General features: G+C 64.6%; 16 protein-coding genes. 10 read left to right on the forward strand and 6 right to left on the reverse strand.

The genetic code is table 11. From position 1 onward, the window contains the following. Positions 1-42: 42 nt before the first annotated feature. The 3 genes from ABXS05_RS09210 to ABXS05_RS09220 all read right to left on the reverse strand — a co-directional run bounded on the left by ABXS05_RS09210 (position 43) and on the right by ABXS05_RS09220 (position 2,110). A complete protein-coding gene (locus ABXS05_RS09210) occupies positions 43-612 on the reverse strand; it encodes a hypothetical protein (protein WP_367623677.1) in 570 nt (189 codons plus the stop codon). 102 nt (positions 613-714) lie between these two features. After that, a complete protein-coding gene (locus tag ABXS05_RS09215) occupies positions 715-1,275 on the reverse strand; it encodes a NifU family protein (RefSeq protein ID WP_311939824.1) in 561 nt (186 codons plus the stop codon). Positions 1,276-1,324: 49 nt separating this feature from the next. After that, positions 1,325-2,110: an alpha/beta hydrolase gene (locus tag ABXS05_RS09220; RefSeq protein ID WP_367623678.1), complete on the reverse strand. Its 786-nt coding sequence runs from the start codon at positions 2,108-2,110 to the stop codon at positions 1,325-1,327. A gap of 195 nt (positions 2,111-2,305) precedes the next feature. Between ABXS05_RS09220 and ABXS05_RS09225 the strand changes: the two genes are divergently transcribed. From ABXS05_RS09225 to cysK, 7 genes are all read left to right on the forward strand, one after another. Beyond that, on the forward strand, positions 2,306-3,547 hold the full coding sequence (locus ABXS05_RS09225) for a glycosyltransferase family 4 protein (RefSeq protein ID WP_367623679.1): 1,242 nt from the start codon (positions 2,306-2,308) through the stop codon (positions 3,545-3,547). 199 nt (positions 3,548-3,746) lie between these two features. Further along, positions 3,747-4,286: a translation initiation factor IF-3 gene (gene infC / locus ABXS05_RS09230; RefSeq protein WP_371260377.1), complete on the forward strand. Its 540-nt coding sequence runs from the start codon at positions 3,747-3,749 to the stop codon at positions 4,284-4,286. Positions 4,287-4,488: 202 nt separating this feature from the next. Continuing rightward, on the forward strand, positions 4,489-5,340 hold the full coding sequence (locus ABXS05_RS09235) for an AcvB/VirJ family lysyl-phosphatidylglycerol hydrolase (protein ID WP_367623680.1): 852 nt from the start codon (positions 4,489-4,491) through the stop codon (positions 5,338-5,340). 276 nt (positions 5,341-5,616) lie between these two features. Next, positions 5,617-6,885 carry a bifunctional phosphopantothenoylcysteine decarboxylase/phosphopantothenate--cysteine ligase CoaBC gene (gene coaBC, locus ABXS05_RS09240; protein ID WP_311939817.1) on the forward strand — a complete coding sequence of 423 codons (1,269 nt, stop codon included), beginning with the start codon at positions 5,617-5,619 and terminating at the stop codon, positions 6,883-6,885. A gap of 271 nt (positions 6,886-7,156) precedes the next feature. Continuing rightward, positions 7,157-7,615 (forward strand): dUTP diphosphatase, encoded by a 459-nt coding sequence (gene dut, locus ABXS05_RS09245; RefSeq protein WP_367623681.1) that lies wholly within the window; start codon positions 7,157-7,159, stop codon positions 7,613-7,615. Between the two features lie 125 nt (positions 7,616-7,740). Next, positions 7,741-8,190, forward strand: coding sequence for an RrF2 family transcriptional regulator (locus ABXS05_RS09250; RefSeq protein WP_311939813.1), 450 nt, complete (start codon positions 7,741-7,743; stop codon positions 8,188-8,190). 107 nt (positions 8,191-8,297) lie between these two features. Beyond that, positions 8,298-9,260, forward strand: a complete 963-nt coding sequence (cysK, locus tag ABXS05_RS09255) for a cysteine synthase A (protein WP_068292673.1) — start codon at positions 8,298-8,300, stop codon at positions 9,258-9,260. Between the two features lie 198 nt (positions 9,261-9,458). Here cysK and ABXS05_RS09260 read toward each other — a convergent pair whose 3' ends face one another. Both ABXS05_RS09260 and polA read right to left on the reverse strand, forming a co-directional pair. Further along, positions 9,459-10,127, reverse strand: a complete 669-nt coding sequence (locus tag ABXS05_RS09260) for a DUF2076 domain-containing protein (RefSeq protein WP_367623682.1) — start codon at positions 10,125-10,127, stop codon at positions 9,459-9,461. A 267-nt stretch (positions 10,128-10,394) separates the two neighbouring features. Then, entirely contained in the window at positions 10,395-13,379 is a 2,985-nt protein-coding gene (gene polA, locus ABXS05_RS09265; protein WP_367623683.1) for a DNA polymerase I, read from the reverse strand. Between the two features lie 147 nt (positions 13,380-13,526). Here polA and ABXS05_RS09270 point away from each other — a divergent pair, with 147 nt between their 5' ends. The 3 genes from ABXS05_RS09270 to ABXS05_RS09280 all read left to right on the forward strand — a co-directional run bounded on the left by ABXS05_RS09270 (position 13,527) and on the right by ABXS05_RS09280 (position 15,341). Further along, a complete protein-coding gene (locus tag ABXS05_RS09270) occupies positions 13,527-14,339 on the forward strand; it encodes a HesA/MoeB/ThiF family protein (RefSeq protein ID WP_367623684.1) in 813 nt (270 codons plus the stop codon). A 20-nt stretch (positions 14,340-14,359) separates the two neighbouring features. Then, positions 14,360-14,719 (forward strand): dihydroneopterin aldolase, encoded by a 360-nt coding sequence (folB, locus tag ABXS05_RS09275; protein ID WP_210249987.1) that lies wholly within the window; start codon positions 14,360-14,362, stop codon positions 14,717-14,719. Positions 14,720-14,834: 115 nt separating this feature from the next. Next, positions 14,835-15,341: a TIGR00645 family protein gene (locus ABXS05_RS09280; RefSeq protein WP_068292686.1), complete on the forward strand. Its 507-nt coding sequence runs from the start codon at positions 14,835-14,837 to the stop codon at positions 15,339-15,341. A gap of 67 nt (positions 15,342-15,408) precedes the next feature. On the opposite strand, the gene mepA is transcribed toward ABXS05_RS09280, so the two are convergent. Further along, positions 15,409-16,353, reverse strand: coding sequence for a penicillin-insensitive murein endopeptidase (gene mepA / locus ABXS05_RS09285; protein ID WP_367623685.1), 945 nt, complete (start codon positions 16,351-16,353; stop codon positions 15,409-15,411). Positions 16,354-16,492 lie beyond the last annotated feature (139 nt).

Genomic DNA, 16,492 nt, shown 5'->3' on the forward strand with positions numbered 1-16,492 from the left:
GCCCGTTTCCCAATTATCCATGTGATACGAGCCGAAGAAGGTTCAGCCGGTCGGCCTCATCGTGATCATGCAGGCAATGCCGGCGCTCACCGTGAGGCGCTGGTTGAGGCAGCGGATGGTGGCGAAGCCCTCGGTAACGACCCGGGCCTTGCCGATGTCGCCATCGGCATCGCCGCGCATCACGCCGAGATCGAGCGTGTCCTGCTCGATGTCGTAGTCGCTCTTCTCCGGCCCGATCGTATGCAGCAGGCTTTCGAGGTGAGCGGTGAAATTGATCAGGTCCGCCGGGCTGGCCCGGTCACCCACCAGGCCGATCGAATCGACTACATCGCCGGCGAGGACGATGGTCATCGAGGTGGGCGAACGGGATGTGCCGATCGAGCCGGTGACATCACCTCTCGGCGTGATCGTCGTCAGATATTCGGCGTCGCCGAAGGTGCAGGCATAGGACTCGTCGTCCTTCCCGCCACAGGCACGGATCGGATCCAGCCCGTCCCGGACGAGGCGCACATCGAACAGGTCGATCAGGCGCCGCTCCGTCAGCGGTGCGGATTGGGCCTGGGCTGCGCCGAACAGGGCGCTCGCAAAGAGGATAGATGGCAGCAGGCGCATGGCCGTAGCGAACTCCGGCCCCCCGAGGGGATTAAGCACCCGCCACCTTAAACATTGATGAAAGCGGCCGGACGATGCCGCTCGTCAAAGCACCCTGCCGCCTCAGGCCGCGCGGACTTCCTGTACTTCCGGCACGAAATGACGCAGCAGGTTCTGGATGCCGTTGCGCAGCGTGGCCGTGGAAGAGGGGCAGCCCGAGCAGGCGCCCTTCATGGCGAGATAGACTACGCCTTCGCGATAGCCGCGGAAGGTGATGTCGCCGCCATCGGCCGCCACGGCCGGGCGCACGCGGGTCTCGAGCAGGTCCTTGATGGTCTCGACCGTGTCCTCGTCGGCCTCGTCGAAGAACTCCTCGCCTTCCTCCAGCGGCGCGACATCCTTGTTGAGGATGGGCACGCCGGAAAGGTAGTGCTCCATGATCGCGCCGAGCACGGCAGGCTTGAGGTGTTGCCATTCCACGCCCGAGCGGGTGATGGTGATGAAGTCCGAGCCGAAGAACACGCCGGCGACGCCCTCGATGGAAAAGAGCTTCTGCGCCAGCGGCGATTGCGCGCCCTCGGCGGCATTCGTCATGTGCAGCGTGATGCCTTCGGGCAGCACTTCGCGGCCGGGCAGGAATTTGAGGGTCGAGGGGTTCGGCGTCGCCTCGGTCTGAATGAACATCTGTCTCTCCGCTCCAAGGGCCGGGTCAAGGCCGGCCAGGACCTCGCAATTATAGGAGAAGCTGCGATTTGGGCGCAATGCCCTCCACCGCTTCGACCAGCTTGTCGAGATCCTGCGGGCGCGACAGGCGATGGTCGCCATCCTTGATCAGCGTCACCGTCACGTCGTCCTCGGCCAGACTCTCGACCAGCGCCATGGCATGCTGCCAGGGCACGTCCGGATCCTCCATCCCCTGCAATATATGGACGGGGCAGCCGGTTTTCACCATGTCGCCGAGAAGAAGATGGTTGCGGCCTTCCTCGATCAGCGCCCGGGTGATCGGATAGGGCTCGGGCGAATAGTCGGATGGGCGCAGCCAGGCCCCCTTGTCGATGATCTCGCGTTTCACCGTATCGGGGAACTGGTCCCACATCAGCCGCTCGGTGAAATCGGCAGCGGGGGCAATCAGCACCATTCCGGCCGGTGCCAGCGGCGTGCCGGCCAGGGCCCGCGCGGCGAGAAGGGCGATCCAGCCCCCCATCGAGGAGCCGACCAGGATCGGCGGCGTCTTCACGCCTTCGCGGATCACGGCCAGGGCGTCCTCGAGCCAGGAGCCGATGGTACCCTCCTCGAAGCGGCCACCTGATTCGCCATGGCCGGAATAATCGAATCGCGTCACCGCCCGGTGATGGCGCGCGCCCCACTCGGCCAGAAAATTGGCTTTGGTCGCCTGCATGTCGGAGCGGAAGCCGCCGAGCCATACCACATCCGGGCCGCGTCCGGGCTGGTGACGCCAGGCAATCGCACGGCTGGACGGGCCTTCGCCGACGCTGATCATGGCGGGGTTGCTGGTCATCCGGTCACTTCCTCTTGCTGGTGCGGCGGCGCGTTCTGGTGGGACGCCCGAAAAAATATGCGGGGCCGGCCCGAAAATCCTGCGCTGCATCACCTTTCATTTAGAACATGGGGCGCTCTATAGAGGGTGTCATGGACGAAGGTCCATTGGCCACCCTCATCATCACGCCGAACCAAGCCGGAAAAATCTGCACCCATGTCCGATTTCTCGTCCAAAGCTCGCCCGGTCGGCCGACGGCCGAAGGAGGAACGCTTTGCCGGTATCACCGTGCTGCAGATCATTCCGGCCCTGGATGCCGGCGGTGCCGAGCGCACCACCATCGACATCGCGGATGCGCTGACGCGGGCGGGTGCCCGGGCCCTGGTCGCCACCGAAGGCGGCCGGCTGGTCGGCGAGCTGCAGGCCCGTGGCGGCCTTTGGATCCCGTTCAATGCCTCGACCAAGAATCCGCTGCGCATCTGGGGCAATGCCCGGCGGCTGGAACGCCTGGTGCGCGAGGAGAAGGTCGATCTCATCCATGCCCGCTCGCGCGCGCCGGCCTGGTCGGCCCGCCTCGCCACCAAGAAGCTCAACCTGCCCTTCGTCACCACCTATCATGGCGCCTATTCGGCGAGTTCCGAATGGAAGAAGCGCTATAACGGCGTGATGGCGCAGGCCGATGTCGTCATCGCCAATTCGAACTTCACCGCCGCCACCATCAAGGAAAACTGGCCGGAGGCGGCGGAGCGCCTGCGCGTCATCCATCGCGGTACCGACCTGACGGCCTTCACGCCTTCCGCCGTGTCTTTCGAGCGCGTGGAGACGCTGCGCCGGGCCTGGAACGTGGCGCCGCATCAGCGCATCGTGCTGCTGCCCGGCCGTCTCACCGGCTGGAAAGGCCAGCGCGTGCTGATCGACGCCGCCGCCATCCTCAAGCAGAAGGGTATCGAAGACACCGTCTTCGTCCTGGCGGGCGATGCCCAGGGCCGGGACGGCTATGTCGCCGAGCTCGAGACGCGCATCGCCGAGCGCGGCCTCAAGGGGCTGGTGCTGCGCGTCGGCCATTGCTCGGACATGCCGGCCGCCTATCTCTCCGCGGCAGCGGTGGCCATTCCGTCCACCAGCCCGGAGGCGTTCGGACGCACGGCGGTGGAAGCGCAGGCGATGGGCTGCCCGGTGGTGGTGGCCGACCATGGCGCCACCTCCGAAACCGTGCTGGCTCCGCCGGAGATCGTCGGCAATCTGCGTACGGGCTGGCGCACGCCGGTGGGCGATGCCGAAGCCCTGGCTGAGGCCCTGCACGAGGCGCTGACCCTGGGCGCTTCGGCCCGCGATGGCCTCGCGGCGCGTGCCCGCGCGCATGTCGAGGCACATTTCTCGCTGGACGTGATGTGCAATGCCACGCTCGATGTCTATGCCGACCTTCTGATGAAGAGCCGCAAGCTCAAAGACGAGTGAGCGAAAAGCCGCGAATTGTTCGCCGCATGGCGAGCCCGTGACAGTCTATCGGGCTGATTTGTGATCTAAATTTCGCGCAGCGGGCATGAAAGCGTTGACTTCCGGGCGCTTCGGCAACATCTTCCCGCATCCGGGCGCGGGCTTCGACGCGAAGCCGTCGGCTCGCCCAAATCAATTCATGGTAGAGGAGTTTACCGCCATTCGTCGCCCTATGAGGACAAACGCACCCGTCGTCAAGGACGGCCCGCGCATCAATGAGGAGATTCGGAACCGCGAAGTCATGCTGATCGATCAGGACGGGCAGAATCGCGGTGTCACCGACACCAGGGCGGCGATCGCCATGGCCTTTGAAGCCGGACTGGACCTGGTCGAAGTGGCAGCCAATGCCGAGCCGCCGGTCTGCAAGATCATGGACTACGGCAAGTTCAAGTTCAACGAGCAGAAGAAGGCCGCCGAGGCCCGCAAGAATCAGAAGACGGTCGAGATCAAGGAGATCAAGCTCCGCCCGGCCATCGACGATCACGACTATGACGTCAAGATGAAGGCCATGAAGCGCTTCTTCGAGGAAGGCGACAAGGTCAAGGTCACCTTGCGCTTCCGTGGCCGTGAAATGGCGCATCAGGAGATCGGCTATCGCCTGCTCAACCGTGTCAAGGACGACACCGGCCTGATCGCCAAGGTGGAATCCGATGCCTCGCTCGAAGGCCGCCAGATGGTGATGGTGCTGGCACCGCGCTGATCGAGCCGGATGGATGGAGTGTCGACCACTGGTCGACATCCTTCTTGTCGGCAAAGGCGGTGGCGCCAAGATTGTCGATCTCTCGGCTCCATCGATTGATGGAGCGTGGTCGACGTTCTAGATCTAATGCGGTTCCGGGCCGCCATCGTCGCGCCATGTTCAGGGCACAGGAACAGACAGTTCATCTGTTTCATGCCGTCCCATGGTCCGTTCCCTGACATTACGGCGTTTCGCCTTTCTGACCCTTGTCGTCGCAGGTGGCGTCTTCGTCGACGCCAAGGTGTTGCCGCGCTGGTTTCCGCAGGCCTTTGGCGGGGTCTGGGGTGGATTGGCCGCCCCCGACAATGCCAATGTGCCCGCTTCCTTGCGCGACCTTCCGGTCGTCCTCGTCAAGGGCAGGCGCGATGATGGCCCCGTTGCTATCCTGCTATCGGGTAATGGCGGCTGGTGGGGCATCGATGACGGTATCGCCGAGGGGCTTGCCCGCGCCGGCGTGACCACGGTCGGCCTGAACAGCCTGGCCTATTTCATCCATCGCCGCTCCCCCGACGAGGTCGCGGCCGCGATCGACAGGATGGCCGCCTCGATCGGCCCCGACAGGCCGGTCATCCTGGTCGGCTATTCCTTCGGCGCCGATATCGCTGCCACGATTTATACCCGCCTCTCCGACGACCTGCGCGCGCGCATTCGCCAGGTCTCGCTACTCGGCCTCTCGCGGGAAGCCGACTACGCCGTCGGTTTCATGAAGGTCGCCGGCGGGCGCAGGGCGACCATCCCGGCCGTCGACGCCATTGACGGCCCCCATATCCAGTGCTTCCACGGCGCCGATGAAGGCGCGCGGTCGGGCTGCAACGATGTCGATGCCGCAAAGGTGCAGGTGGTCGAAGTCCCCGGCGGGCACCATTTCGACGGTGACTACGACAGGATTGCCAGCCTCATCCTTGAAGGCATGCCGGCGTCGCCGAGCAGCGATCCGATCCGTTATGCGGGGATGGATCGATTCGCCTGGCTGGCCCACCCCGTCGGGATGGAGACGCAGGCGAGCAAACGCTGAAACGATTGAATCGCCGGGTTCCGCTATTTATGTGTGTGCGGCAGGTCCTGGAGCAGAGCACATTCCGGTGGAAGGTTCTTTCGCCCAGTTCCTGGAGTGTTTTGCGATCTGGCTGACTCGCCACAGCGTTTTGTGATTTCCTGGAATCGCCAAGAATCGCAAAGACGCGTCCAAACAAAGAGTTAGGGCAAATAGCCGTTCACACTTGGACGCATTTTGCTCTAGGAATCGCAAAACTTTGGCACAATGCGATAATGGCTCCAGGCGGATCGATCCATGTCCACTCCCCTCGTCGGCAAGCGTATTCTTCTGATCATCGGTGGCGGTATCGCGGCCTATAAGGGGCTTGAACTGATTCGCCGCCTGCGCGAGCGTGGTGCCGATGTGCGGGCCATCCTGACCAAGGCCGGCGAAGCCTTCGTCACACCGCTCTCCGTCTCCGCCCTCACCGGCGACAAGGTCTATACCGACCTGTTCTCGCTGACGGACGAGGCCGAGATGGGGCATATCGAGATGTCGCGCGATGCCGACCTACTGGTGGTGGCGCCGGCGACGGCCGATCTCCTCGCCAAGATGGCGCAGGGGCTCGCCAATGATCTTGCCTCCACCACGCTTCTGGCCACCGACAAGAGCGTGCTGGTCGCCCCGGCCATGAATGTGCGCATGTGGCTGCATCCGTCGACCCAGCGCAACATCGCCCAGTTGCGCGAGGACGGTGTGCTCTTTGTCGGCCCGAATGACGGTGAGATGGCCTGCGGCGAATACGGGCCGGGACGGCTGGCCGAGCCCCTGGAGATCGTCGCTGCGATCGAAAAGGCCCTGGCGGGCCCGACCTTCATTCCGCTGCCTGGTTCGGTGGCTGCCGATACGCGCCTGCTGCCGGCACTGCCGCTTGCCGGCAAGCATGTACTGGTGACGGCCGGGCCGACGCATGAGCCGATCGATCCCGTGCGCTACATCGCCAACCGCTCCTCCGGCAAGCAGGGCTATGCCATTGCGGCGGCGGCCTTGGCCGCGGGGGCTCGCGTCACCCTGGTCTCGGGGCCGGTTGCGCTGCTGCCGCCGCCGGGGGTGAACCTGGTGCCGGTGGAGACAGCGCGCGAAATGCTGGATGCCGTCAGCACTGCGCTGCCGGCCGATATCGCCATCTTTGCGGCAGCGGTGGCCGATTGGCGCGTGGCCGATGCCGGTGCCCAGAAGATCAAGAAGGGCGCCGAGGCCACGCCGAGCTTTTCGCTGGTGGAAAATCCCGACATTCTCGCCACCATCGCAAAGGACAAGGCGCACCGGCCGTCCTTGGTCGTCGGTTTCGCGGCGGAGACCGAGCATGTCGTCGAGCATGCCAAGGCCAAGCTCGCCCGCAAGGGCTGCGATCTCATCGTCGCCAACGATGTCTCGCCGGAGAGCGGCGTGATGGGCGGGGACCGCAACCGCGTTCATCTCGTCTCCGCCTCGGGCATCGAGACCTGGCCCGACATGGACAAGGATGCGGTCGCCCGGGCTCTGGTGGCTCGTTTTGGCGAATTGGCCAGTGCCGCGGCGTGACCGGGGGCCGGTCTTCGGGGCCTGACCGAAAACCGGGGGAACCTCGACTTTTTGCCATCACCGGGCTTGTCCCGGTGATCCTGGGATCCCAGTCTCGATGGGGTTGCGGTATCGGGATGCCCCGGACGAGGCCGAGCATGGCAAAGGTGGAGTTATTCCGGGCCGTGTTGCGAGTTTTGAGACAGGCTCTTCAGACCCATCGACGCCGTCACCTGTCCCCACGATTTTGAAACAGGCGGGTCTGAAGACCCGCCCTCCACGCAGGATTGCCATGACCCTGACCATTCCCGTCAAGAAACTCGCCCATGCCGCCGACCTGCCGCTGCCCGCCTACCAGAGCGAGGGGGCGGCAGGTCTCGACCTGCCGGCAGCGCTGGGTCCGGGGGAAACCCTGGTTCTTGCACCGATGATGCGTGCTCTGGTGCCGACCGGGCTGGTTTTCCAAATTCCACAGGGCTATGAAGGACAAGTGCGCCCACGTTCCGGATTGGCTGTGAAAAGCGGAATTACCGTTTTGAACGCACCCGGTACGATAGACGCCGATTATCGCGGTGAGATTAAAGTCGCCCTGATCAATCTGAGTGTAGAATCTTTTGCCATCACCCATGGCATGCGAATCGCCCAGTTGGTCATTGCCCCGGTGACGTTGTCTGTCCTGGTCGAAACGGCGGAAGTCGATTCGACCGTTCGCGGCAGCGGCGGCTTCGGTTCGACGGGCACCGCAACCTAAAGCGTTTTGCGGTTCGAAAGAATCATTCGAATCGCAAGGACGCGTCGGAACGAGAAGTCAGAGGAAATGGGCGTTCAGTCTTGAACGCTCTTTGCTCTGGAATAGGACCGTATCAGGGGGTCGACATGCAGTTGCTTTCGCGCCGTTCCTTGCTTGGCCTCGCCGCCGTGGTCGATATCGCCCACCATTCGAGGCCCACGCCGGTCGCCGCCAAGGCTCTTGCTTCCCGGCATGCCTTGCCGCCGCGCCATCTGGAAACCTTGCTGCAGACCCTGGTGCGCCACAATATTCTCAAGGGGGTGCGCGGTCCGCGGGGCGGCTATGAACTGGCCCGCGAGCGGCGGCGCATCAGCGTCGGCGACATCGTACGCGCGGCGATGACCGATGCCGCCGGCGAGGATGATCCGGCGCCTGTCTCCACCCTGGTCGACCAGGTTATCGCCCCGGCGGTGAACCAGGCCTCGCAATCCTTCCTGGCCGAACTCGACCAGATCACCGTCGAGGATCTTTGCCGGGATGCCGAGCGCAAGCATGTCTTTGGCGGCACGCCTGCGAATATCGACTTTGCGATCTGAAAAACTTGGCGATCTAAAAACATTAGAAATATGTAATTCAACATAAACCTCGACATTTTCGTGGATTAATGTTGAATTCCAGCCGCTTTCAATCAAGGACGTTCCCCATGGCGAATGCCAATCATGTGCCCGGCCGCGGCCGCATCTACCAGTCGATCACCGAGACCATCGGCGACACGCCGCTGGTGCAGCTCAACCGGCTGGCCAAGGCCAAGAACGTCAAGGCGCGCATCCTCGCCAAGCTCGAATTCTTCAACCCGATCGCCAGCGTCAAGGACCGTATCGGCGTCAGCATGATCGATGCGCTGGAGAAGTCCGGTCATCTCAAGCCCGACACCGTGCTGGTGGAGCCGACCTCCGGCAACACCGGCATCGCGCTCGCCTTCGTCGCGGCCGCCCGCGGCTATCGCCTGATCCTGGTCATGCCGGAATCGATGTCGATCGAGCGCCGCAAGATGCTGGCCCTGCTCGGCGCCGAACTGGTGCTCACTCCGGCTGCCCAGGGCATGCGCGGCGCGGTCGCCAAGGCCGAGGAGATCGTCAAGGAACTGCCGAGCGCCATCATTCCCCAGCAGTTCCGCAATCCCGCCAATCCCGAGATCCATCGCCTCACCACGGCCGAGGAGATCTGGAACGACACCAAGGGTGACATCGACTATTTCGTCTCGGGCGTGGGCACCGGCGGCACCATCACCGGCGTCGGCCAGGTGCTCAAGCCGCGCAAGCCCGATCTCAAGATCGTCGCTGTGGAGCCGGAGGATTCGCCGGTGCTGTCGGGCGGCCAGCCCGGCCCCCACAAGATCCAGGGCATCGGCGCCGGCTTCGTGCCCGATGTGCTCGATCGCTCGGTGATCGACGACATCATCACCGTCGGCAACCAGACCTCCTTCGACACCGCTCGCCTCCTCGCCCGCATCGAGGGCATCCCCTGCGGTATTTCTTCGGGTGCGGCGGTTGCCGCGGCGCTGGAATTGGCGGCCCGCCCCGGCATGGACAACAAGTCCATCGTGGTGATCGTGCCCTCCTTCGCCGAGCGCTACATTTCCAGCGCCCTGTTCGAAGGGCTGTAAGCCGACCTGCCTGCCACGCAAAACACCCCCGGTCAGGCACTGGCCGGGGGTGTTTTGTCAGGTCATATGGTTCGCGTCTTTCCGGTGCACGGGCATCCTGCCCGTTCTATCTCACCGGCAAACGGTACGTTTCCAAGGACAGGCATCGCGACATGCAAACATGTCGCTGTGATGCCCGTGCACCCGGAGACGGCTCGATCAGATCCAGCTGTCGTCGCTGCCGCCGGAATCGTCCGAATCGTAATCGCCATCATCGTCGTCGTCATTCGAATCGTAGCTGGCGTCGCGCACATTGTCGTCGTTGTCGCGGCCCTTGTCGGCGTTTTCGTTGATGATGGTCTCGTTGATGGTGGTGTTGCCTTCGCCCCAGGGGGCCGAGCTGCCGCCACCGAACAGGCCGCCACCGCCACCGAACATCGAGCGCACGCCTTCGAACAGCAAGGCGCCGCCGGCGACGCCGGCCGCCGTCTGCAGGGCGCCCTGCAGGAAGCCGCCGCCACGGGCGGGCTGCTCGGCCTGCTGCGGAGGCACCTGCCCTGGCTGAGCCTGGTTGCGCTGGCCACCGAAGCCCTGCAGGGCCGAGCCGGCGCGCTCGAGAATGGATTGCGGCTGTGCAGGCTGCTGGGGTGCCTGCGGAGCTTGTTGCGCTTGCTGGGAGGCCGTTTCGGCGGCCTGCATCTTGGCATGCGCCTCGCGCAGGGCGTGGTCCTGCACCAGGACGGTCTGCACCAGCGCATAGGCTGCGCCGGGCGATCGAGCCATCTCCGCCGCGATGGCGGCTTCCGCCTCGTTATCGCGCCCGGTCGGGGCGGAACTGCGCAGGCGGTTGAACAGGTCCTCGATGAGGGCTTTTTCGTTGGGGGTCATCCTGACTCTCCTTCGCGGCTGCTTCCTGAGGGGGTAGGCCGCAACGCCTCCCATGTGGGTGCTGCACTTCAATCGGACAAGAACCGGCCAGAATTGGGGCGCGTTACAAAGGAGTAATGCCCCGGAGCGCGGACATCCTGTCCGCTCTTGAAACGATACGCTGCCAGGAAATTCGTTTGCCTTCGGCTTTTGCAGAGAAAAACGGGCGTTGTCCTATCCTGATATCTGATTGTTTCAAGAGCGGACAGGATGTCCGCGCTCCAGGCCTCAATGCGCTTCTTCCCAGTTGCCGGCGGCCCGCGCTTCGACCTGCAGCGGCACCTTGAGCTGCAGGGCCGGAAGGGCTGCATGCTCCATCACCTGGGAGACCACCGGCAGCGTCGCCTCGACTTCCTCCTCGGGTGCCTCGAAGACGAGTTCGTCATGCACCTGCAACAGCATCTTGGCCGAGAGCCCGGCCTTGAGGAGGGCGGCGTCCATCCGGCTCATGGCGCGTCGGATGATGTCGGCGGCCGAACCCTGGATCGGGGCGTTGATGGATTGGCGCTCGACGAAGGCCCGCTCGGACGGATTTTTCGATTCGATCGCCGGAAAATGCATCTTGCGGCCGAAGACGGTCTCGACATAGCCATTCGCGCGGCATTCGGCCTTCATCCGGTCCATGTAGTCGCGGATGCCGGGGAAGCGTTCGAAATATTTCTTGATATAGGCGCTCGCCTCCTCGCGGGGAATCGAGAGCTGATTGGCGAGCCCGAAGGCCGAAATGCCGTAGATGATGCCGAAATTGATGGCCTTGGCGCGCCGCCGCACCAGCGGATCCATGCCTGCGACCGGCACGCCGAACATCTCGGAAGCCGTCATGGCGTGAATGTCGACGCCGTCCTCGAAGGCCTTGGTCAGCTGCGGGATCTCGGCGACGTGGGCGAGCACGCGCAGCTCGATCTGCGAATAGTCGGCCGAGATCAGCTTGGCGCCGGGAGCGGCGATGAAGGCCGAGCGGATCTTGCGGCCTTCCTCGGTGCGCACCGGGATGTTCTGCAGATTGGGCTCGGAGGAGGACAGGCGCCCCGTCGTGGTCGCCGCCAGCGAGTAGGAGGTGTGCACCCGGCCGGATTTCGGGTTCACATAGGTCGGCAGCGCGTCGGTATAGGTCGATTTGAGCTTGGTGAGCTGGCGCCAGGCCACGATGCGTCGCGGCAGTTCCAGGCCCTGGTCGGCCAGGTCCTCCAGGATCTGGGCCGAGGTCGCCCATTGGCCGGTGGGGGTCTTCTTGCCGCCGGGCAGACCCATCTTGCCGAACAGGATGTCGCCGAGCTGCTTGGGCGAGCCGACATTGAAATTCTCGCCGGCGAGTTCGTGGATCTCGGCTTCGAGCCGGGCGGCGCTCTGGGCGAATTCGCCCGACAGCCGCGCCAGGATCTGGCGGTCGATCATGATGCCGCGCGATTCCATCTTGGCGAGCACGGCGACGAGCGGGCGCTCCAGCGTCTCGTAGATGGTGACCAGCCCCTCGGCGACCAGGCGGGCCTTGAGCAGCAGCCACAGGCGCAGCGTGACGTCGGCATCCTCAGCGGCATAGGCGGTGGCGCGCTCGATGGTGACCTGGTCGAAGCCGATCAGCGACTTGCCGGAGCCGCAGACCTCGGAAAAGGCGATCGGCTTGTGGCCGAAATGACGCACGGACAATTCATCCATGCCGTGATTGCCGCGCCCGCCATCGACGACATAGGACATCAGCATGGTGTCGTCATAGGGCGCGACCCTGACGTTCTCCTCGCCCATCACCAGCGTGTCATATTTCAGGTTCTGGCCGATCTTCAGCACGCCGGGATCTTCGAGCAGGCCTTTCAGCCGCTTCAGGGCCTCTGACACATCGACCTGCCCGGCCATCATGCCGCCGCCGAACAGGTCCGCCTTGTCGCGATGGCGCAGGGGCACATAGCAGGCCTTGCCCGGCTCGACCGACAGCGAGAAGCCGACGAGATCGGCCTGCAGGGCGTCGAGCGAGGTGGTCTCGGTGTCGAAGGCGACGAAGCCGAGTTCGCGGGCCCTGCTGATCCAACGGTCGAGCGCTTCCAGGCTGGCGACGGTCTCGTAGGAGCCGGCGTCGAAGGGAATGGCGGTGAGCCTGGCCTTGACGCTCTCCACCACCGCGGAGGGTGTGCCGGCTCCGGTGGCAACTGCCGGCGCAGGAACGGCGCCGTCGGCATCGGGCCTCGGCGCCGGCGTCCGGGCCGGGGCGGGCGAGAAATCGCTGTCGGGGATCTTCAGTGCCTCGTCGGCCGGAATATCGGTGACGTCGAGGCCGGCATCCTCGGCGATGCGGCGGGTCAGGGTGGAGAACTCCATCGCCTTCAGGAAGGCGATGGCGCCCTTGGCATCGAGGCCGGGGGCGATGAGATCCTCGATCGGCGTTTCCAGGGTGACGTCGGTGACGAGCTTCACCAGTTCGCGCGAGATACGGGCGAGCTTGATGTTTTCGGGGTCGGTCAGGCTCTCGCGGCGCTTGGGCTGCTTGATCTCGCCGGCCCGGGCGAGGAGGCCTTCGAGGTCGCCATATTCATTGATCAGCTGCGCCGCCGTCTTGACGCCGATACCGGGCACGCCGGGGACATTGTCGGTGGAATCGCCGGCCAGGGCCTGCACATCGACCACCTTGTCGGGCGTCACGCCGAACTTCTCCAGCACCTCGGGCTCGGCGATCAGGCGCTCGGGACGCGAACCCTTGGCCTTCTGGTCGCCGGAAGCGGGATCGAACATCACCACGCCGGGCTGGATCAGCTGCATCAAATCCTTGTCGGCCGAGACGATGGTCACGTCGGCGCCGGCCTTGACGGCGATGTCGCAATAGGTGGCGATCAGATCGTCTGCCTCGTAGCGGGACTGCTCCACCGGCTTCAGGCCGAAGGCACGTACGGCAACCCGCATCAGCGGGAATTGCGGCACCAGCTCTTCCGGCGGCGGGGGACGGTGGCCCTTGTAAGGCGGGTAGATCTCCTTGCGGAAGGAGTCTTCAGATTTGTCGAAGATGATGCCGAGATGGGTGGGCTGCTTGCCCATCACCCCTTCCTTGATCATCTTGTGCAGCACGTTGCAGAACAGGCGCACCGCCCCCGTCGGCAGGCGGTCGGAGCGGTAATTGTAGCGGGCGTCCTGGTTGATCGACTGGAAATAGGCCCGGAAGATGAAGGATGAGCCGTCGACCAGGAAGACGTGGTCGCCCTTTCCGGGGGGGCGCGGAGCAGGAGTCATCAGGGCCTCGTCTTCGGTCTGTTCAGGACTGATTCTTGGAGCGCGATCATACAGGCTCGCATCGAGAAGGCGAGACCATGGATAAGTCCTCCCAGGAGGGCCCTCCCCGCGATTGCGCCCAACCTTCCGCGCCCCTACATTCGCCCCATGGCATTCTCATCCGAAGAGCTGGAGCGCTACGCCCGGCATGTCGTCATGCATGAGGTCGGCGGCGCCGGGCAACAGGCCCTGTCGCGGGCCCGTATCCTGGTGGTCGGCGCTGGCGGGCTCGGCGCCCCCGTGCTGCTCTATCTGGCGGCGGCAGGTGTCGGCACGCTCGGTATCGTCGACGACGACATCGTCTCGCTCTCCAACCTGCAGCGCCAGATCATCCATGCCACGCCCGATATCGGCCGTCCCAAGGTCGAGACGGCAAGCGAGGCGATCGCACGGCTCAATCCGCATGTGACGGTGGTTCCGCATGCCCTGCGCATCGATCCCGCCAACGCGGCTGACCTGATCGCCGCCTATGACCTGGTGATCGACGGCTCGGACAATTTCGACACCCGCTATGCCGTCTCCGATGCCTGCTTCTTCGGCCGCAAGCCGCTGATCATGGGGGCGCTCGGCGTGTTCGATGCCATGCTGACCACATTGCGGCCCTTCGAGAGGAATGCCGAAGGCGAGCCCAACCCGACCTGGCGCTGCCTTTTCCCGCAAAAGCCGCCGCCGGGCACCATTCCAAGCTGTTCGGAGGCCGGCGTGCTCGGCGCGCTTGCCGGCGTGGCCGGCTCGATGATGGCGCTGGAGGCGATCCGCGAGATCGTCGGCTTCGGCACCGGGCTCACTGGCCGCCTGATCCATCTCGATGCGCGCGACATGCGCTTCGGCGAAACCCTTTATGGCTGGGATCCCGACAACCCCCTGAATGGCGAAGCCGCGCAAGCAACGGGCGAAACGGCGATGGCGCTTCGCGGCTGAGTGTGGCATGTCTCGCTGCCATGACCGAACCGCGATCCTATAGCCGCGTCTTTCTGCGCGCCCTCAATCTCGAAGCCCATATCGGCTATTACGAGCATGAGAAGGGCGTAACCCAGCCCCTGGTCGTGGATGTCGAGTTGACGTTGGCCGAAGCCCGTTTCGGCGACGACGATATCGAGGGCACGATCGATTATGACAAGATCGCCGCCATCGGCCGGGACCTGGCCGCCAGCCATGTCGACCTGCTCGAGACGTTCGCCGAGCGGCTCGCGCAGCGCTGCCTTGCCTTCGACCGTGCCGCAACCGTGCGCGTGCATGTCGAAAAGCCGCGCGCCGTGCCGGGCGCCATGGCCGGCGTCGAGATCCTGCGCGTCAAGTAGCCGGCCGCGGCCGCGATAGCCATCCAACTCGATTACAATTTGGCAAGGCTGGGTTCCCAGGCCGGGCGCGTCCCTCTATTTTGCCCGCGATTGTTCAATCGGGTTGAGATTTTCCATGGAAAAAATGATCGAGCGCTGCCTTGTCGCCTCGCGCTGGGTGCTGGCGCCCTTCTATATCGGGCTGGTCATCGCCCTGTTCGTCGTCCTGCTGAAATTCGGGCAGGAACTGCTCCATTATGTCGTCGGCGCTTATGGCTTCACCACCGAGGAAACGGTGATCGGCGTGCTGGAGCTGGTCGATCTTGCCCTGCTCGGCAGCCTGATCCTGATCGTGATCTTCTCGGGCTATGAGAATTTCGTCTCGAAGATCGACGGCACCGAACATCTGTCCTGGCCGTCCTGGATGACCAAGGTCGATTTCGCCGGCCTCAAGCTCAAACTGCTGGCCTCGATCGTGCTGATCTCGGCCATCCAGCTCCTGAAGGGCTTCATGCAGATCGAGAAGCTGACCGACCGCGACCTTTATTGGCTGGTCGGCATCCACATGGTGTTCATGATCTCGGGCGTGTTGCTGGCCTTCTCGGACCTGTTGCAGGCCAAGGCGGGCCATCCCGACGATTGAGGTCGCGGCTTGGCGCTGCTCGACTGCCCATGCCGCCTTCGGCCGGAAGGCAGGCTTCGGGCCGTTTCTACGGCGCTGCGATGACCTGGCTGCAGGCGGCGGGCAGATCGCTCAGGGTGAGCTGGCGCGGCGGGTGCGGCGGCTTGGGGCGCGGCTTGGGATGCAGCACCGCATCCGAGAACCAGTAGTCGAGTTCCTTGCCGCAGCCCTCATCGCCTGTCGGCGGCTTCTGGGGCGTGCAGCTCGGGCTGCCGCGCGGGCAGGTGATGCGGACATGGAAATGATAGTCGTGCCCATACATCGGGCGCACCTTGCCGAGCCAGGAGCGGTCACCGGTGGCATCGCGGCACATCGCCTTCTTGATGGCGGCGTTGACGAAGATGCGTTCGACCGCCGGATCCTGGGCGGCGGCGCGCACGATGCCCATCTGGCCCGCGGTCCACGAGCGCGAAACGTCGAGCCGGTCCGGGCGCACCATCATCACGGCACTCTTGGTCTCGCGCTCGGCGACGCTGAGCCTGCGGTTCGGCATGGGCGTCAGCCAGATGTCGGCATCGAGCCCGATCTGATGCGAGGCATGGCCTGTCAACATCGGGCCGCCGCGCGGCTGCGCCATGTCGCCGATCAGGATGCCGGGCCAGCCGGCCACGGTCGGGGCCTTGGCCGCGAGATTCTTCACCACCCGGATGACGGCAGCATTGCCCCAGGCGCGATTGCGCGAGGGGCGCATGACCTGCCAGGTCGGTCCGTCGGCCGGCAGTTCCACGCCGTTCGACAGGCAGCCCTTGGCGTAGAAGCCGATCGAACCGAGGCCGATATTGGCCGGCGTCTCGGCGCGGCCGAAGAGCTGCTTGGCGGGGGTGGCAGCCGTCACCGCGCCGAGCGGCGGCAGTTTGTAGCCGGGCGGGGTGATGTCCTGCGCCGCGGCCGATCCTCCCATGGCCAGGAACGGCAAGGCGGCCAGGGCCAAGCCGCATTTGAGCGACGGGAAGGTCCGGACGAAACGGCGCATGCGTGCTCCCGCGAAGTGATTCGTGACCGCATCCTATCCTGTCTTTTCCCAAACGGCAGCATCGAGCGGTAATCCCTCGGATTTCGGATCCCGCCGGCCGGAGCATGGAAACCGAAAATTAACCATGTTCGATTCATGC

The sequence above is a fragment of the Labrys neptuniae genome, assembly GCF_040797145.1.
GTDB lineage: Bacteria > Pseudomonadota > Alphaproteobacteria > Rhizobiales > Labraceae > Labrys > Labrys neptuniae.

Excerpts from the sequence above, each read along its gene's own strand:
- ABXS05_RS09270 (WP_367623684.1), top strand. The coding sequence starts at position 13,527 with ATGGCATTCTCATCCGAAGAGCTGGAGCGCTACGCCCGGCATGTCGTC.
- ABXS05_RS09280 (WP_068292686.1), top strand. The coding sequence starts at position 14,835 with ATGGAAAAAATGATCGAGCGCTGCCTTGTCGCCTCGCGCTGGGTGCTG.
- ABXS05_RS09220 (WP_367623678.1), bottom strand. The coding sequence starts at position 2,110 with ATGACCAGCAACCCCGCCATGATCAGCGTCGGCGAAGGCCCGTCCAGC.
- ABXS05_RS09210 (WP_367623677.1), bottom strand. The coding sequence starts at position 612 with ATGCGCCTGCTGCCATCTATCCTCTTTGCGAGCGCCCTGTTCGGCGCA.
- dut (WP_367623681.1), top strand. The coding sequence starts at position 7,157 with ATGACCCTGACCATTCCCGTCAAGAAACTCGCCCATGCCGCCGACCTG.
- polA (WP_367623683.1), bottom strand. The coding sequence starts at position 13,379 with ATGACTCCTGCTCCGCGCCCCCCCGGAAAGGGCGACCACGTCTTCCTG.
- ABXS05_RS09215 (WP_311939824.1), bottom strand. The coding sequence starts at position 1,275 with ATGTTCATTCAGACCGAGGCGACGCCGAACCCCTCGACCCTCAAATTC.
- ABXS05_RS09235 (WP_367623680.1), top strand. The coding sequence starts at position 4,489 with ATGGTCCGTTCCCTGACATTACGGCGTTTCGCCTTTCTGACCCTTGTC.
- ABXS05_RS09260 (WP_367623682.1), bottom strand. The coding sequence starts at position 10,127 with ATGACCCCCAACGAAAAAGCCCTCATCGAGGACCTGTTCAACCGCCTG.
- cysK (WP_068292673.1), top strand. The coding sequence starts at position 8,298 with ATGGCGAATGCCAATCATGTGCCCGGCCGCGGCCGCATCTACCAGTCG.
- ABXS05_RS09225 (WP_367623679.1), top strand. The coding sequence starts at position 2,306 with ATGTCCGATTTCTCGTCCAAAGCTCGCCCGGTCGGCCGACGGCCGAAG.
- ABXS05_RS09250 (WP_311939813.1), top strand. The coding sequence starts at position 7,741 with ATGCAGTTGCTTTCGCGCCGTTCCTTGCTTGGCCTCGCCGCCGTGGTC.
- mepA (WP_367623685.1), bottom strand. The coding sequence starts at position 16,353 with ATGCGCCGTTTCGTCCGGACCTTCCCGTCGCTCAAATGCGGCTTGGCC.
- folB (WP_210249987.1), top strand. The coding sequence starts at position 14,360 with ATGACCGAACCGCGATCCTATAGCCGCGTCTTTCTGCGCGCCCTCAAT.
- coaBC (WP_311939817.1), top strand. The coding sequence starts at position 5,617 with ATGTCCACTCCCCTCGTCGGCAAGCGTATTCTTCTGATCATCGGTGGC.